The organism is Yoonia sp., from assembly GCF_042093035.1.
In the GTDB taxonomy this organism is placed as follows: domain Bacteria; phylum Pseudomonadota; class Alphaproteobacteria; order Rhodobacterales; family Rhodobacteraceae; genus Yoonia.
Genome location: NZ_JBELFI010000192.1, coordinates 1 through 2,852 on the forward strand (window position 1 = coordinate 1; position 2,852 = coordinate 2,852).

The window sequence follows — 2,852 nt, forward strand, 5'->3', positions numbered from 1 at the left end:
TTGATCTTCTTGATCGAAACGGATTGATCCCTTGGTGCCGTGAATTTCATAGGCATAGCCCATCTTGCGCCCGGTTGCGACACGACTGAAGAACAGATGCCCTTGCGCGCCGTTTTCAAAACGACACATGAACTGCGCCTGATCGTCATTGGTCACCTGATCCTGACCACGTGTTTTGTGAACTGTTTCCACCTGTGCCGACAGCGCCGTGATTGGCCCAATCAAAGCACGCGCACCATTGATCATATGTGGGGCGAGATCGCCCATTGTCCCGTTCGCGTCGCCTTGGGTGCGCCAGTTGCCGGGCAGGGCAGGGTCGGCCAAAAAGTCTTCGGTATGCTCGCCGCGAAACCATGTGACATCCCCGATCCGGCCCTCAGCAATCAATTGTCGCGCATATTGCGATGCGGGCGTGCGGATGTAATTGAAGCCGATCATGTTGATCGCGCCGCTTTCAACAGCCGCGTCGTTCATTGCGATGGAATCGTCCAATGACGCACCCAACGGCTTTTCGCAAAATACAGGTTTGCCAAGCGCAAAAGCCGCCAGTGCTATCGCGCGGTGGGTTTCTTGGGGTGAGGCGATCACGATGGCCTCGACCTTTGGGTCGTTTACCAAGACCTGCCAATCGGATGTGCCGCGCGCAAATCCGAAGCCCGCGCGATACCGTTCTGCTGACGCATCCGAAGACGCACAGACCATTTCCAGCCGTGGCCGCAACGCAGTTTCAAAAAGTGCCCCCACAGACCCGTAAGCCGCGGCATGGGCCTTACCCATATAGCCGCCACCAATGATCCCGATGCCAATCTCAGTCATAGCTGATGCTCCTCCCAGAAACCGGTTGCAACCGGTTGCAATTTTGGTATCGTTCTTTTAGGCCGCAGGTCAACATCCAATCGCGCGTTGGCTGCAATTGGTCTCAATTGGGGGGAACAAGTTAATGCAGGGACAGCAAACTGTCACGCTGACGACAGCGCAGGCGATTGTGCGTTATTTGGCCAATCAATACATCGAAATCGACGGCGAGGAGCACCGCATTTGCGGGGGCGGTTTCGGCATTTTCGGGCATGGTAATGTGACCTGTCTGGGCGAGGCGTTCTACCACCATAGAGAGGACTTGCCGCTCTATCGTGGCCAGAATGAGCAAGGCATGGGGTTTGCCGCCGCTGCTTACGCGAAAGCATGGAAGCGCCGCCGCTTTATGTTCTGTTCCGCCTCTGCGGGCCCGGGCACGGCGAACCTTTTGACATCTGCCGCCCTCGCGCATGCGAACCGGTTGCCGATGTTGATGCTGTGTGGTGATGCGTTCCTGACGCGACTGCCTGACCCGGTGCTGCAACAGTTGGAGCATTTCGGGAACCCTTCGTTTGGCGTCAATGATGCGTTCAAGGCGGTCAGCCGTTATTGGGACCGCATCACGCATCCCACGCAGGTTATTCAGTCGCTGCCAGCGGCTCTGGCCACAATGCTTGACCCAGCTGATTGCGGACCTGCTTTCATTGGCCTGCCGCAGGATGTGCAAGGCTGGACATATGATTATCCACTGAGCTTTTTTGCCAAGCGCGTGCACCGCATTCGCCGCCAAACCCCTGATATGTTTGAAATCGCCGACGCTGTGGCTCTGCTTCGCAATGCGGCGCGACCGATGATTATTGCAGGTGGCGGTGTGCAGTATGCGGGTGCTGTGGCGGAGCTGACGGCCTTTGCTGAAGCGACCGGCATCCCGGTTGTTGAGACGATCGCAGGTCGCGCGAATATGGTCCACGATCATCCGCTGAATATCGGCCCGATTGGTGTCACCGGCTCTGATTGCGCCAATAGCACTGCGGAAGAAGCCGATGTCATCCTAGCCGTGGGCACCCGTCTGCAGGATTTCACGACAGGATCATGGACGGCATTTGCCCATGACGCCAAAATCATCGGCTTGAATGCCGCCCGCCATGACGCGGCAAAGCATATGTCAGCCACGGTTGTGGGTGACGCAAAGCTGGGCCTTGAGGCGTTGAACGCTGAAATGGCGGGCCATACCGCACCGGCCTCTTGGACGGCGAAAGCCCAAGACAAGCGTGCGAAATGGAACGCCTACGTGGCCGAAAATACCCGCGTCGGCAACGGTCCTGCATCTTATGCGCAAGCTATTGGTGAGGTGAACCGTCTGTGCGACCCGCGCGACCGCGTTGTTGCTGCCGCTGGCGGGCTTCCCGCAGAGGTGACAGCCAACTGGAAAACGCTGGATATCGGGACCGTTGATGTCGAATTCGGGTTCTCGTGCATGGGCTATGAGATTGCGGGTGGTTGGGGCGCGCGTATCGCGCAGATGCAGATGGAACCAGATCGCGATACCATCGTCTTTACTGGTGATGGCTCCTATATGTTGATGAACTCCGATATCTATTCATCTGTTCTAACTGATAAAAAACTAATTATTCTAGTGCTGGACAACGGCGGCTTTGCGGTCATCAACAAGTTGCAGAACAACACCGGAAATGAAAGCTTCAACAATCTAATTGCCGACACACCAACGGCTACAACCCAAGTTGGCGTCGATTTTGAAGTCCATGCGCGTGCGATGGGGGCTTTGTCAGAGACTGTGAGTTCTCCCGCAGAGCTTGAAGCGGCCTTTGGTCGTGCAAAGGCCGCTGACAGAACCTATGTGATCTGCATGAAGGTGGATCCCTATGAAGGTTGGACAACCGAAGGCCATGCGTGGTGGGAAGTCGGCACGCCGCATGTGACCGGCTCTGACAAGGTGCGCGACGCCCATATTGATTGGGAATCCTCACGCCACAAGCAACGGAAAGGCGTCTGATGTCGCGGCTGATCGACGGGATCAAGGCAAACAACTTCGTCAT

General features: G+C 56.6%; 2 protein-coding genes. One reads left to right on the forward strand and one right to left on the reverse strand.

What is annotated here, in order from left to right:
* Nucleotides 1-816, reverse strand: an 816-nt coding sequence (locus tag ACFDSS_RS14445) for a Gfo/Idh/MocA family protein (protein WP_375256412.1), incomplete at its 3' end; no start/stop codon positions are given.
* Nucleotides 817-940: 124 nt separating this feature from the next.
* Here ACFDSS_RS14445 and iolD point away from each other — a divergent pair.
* Nucleotides 941-2,809: a 3D-(3,5/4)-trihydroxycyclohexane-1,2-dione acylhydrolase (decyclizing) gene (gene iolD / locus ACFDSS_RS14450; RefSeq protein ID WP_375256413.1), complete on the forward strand. Its 1,869-nt coding sequence runs from the start codon at nt 941-943 to the stop codon at nt 2,807-2,809.
* The last annotated feature ends 43 nt before the right edge of the window (nt 2,810-2,852 follow it).

Excerpts from the sequence above, each read along its gene's own strand:
- iolD (WP_375256413.1), top strand. The coding sequence starts at position 941 with ATGCAGGGACAGCAAACTGTCACGCTGACGACAGCGCAGGCGATTGTG.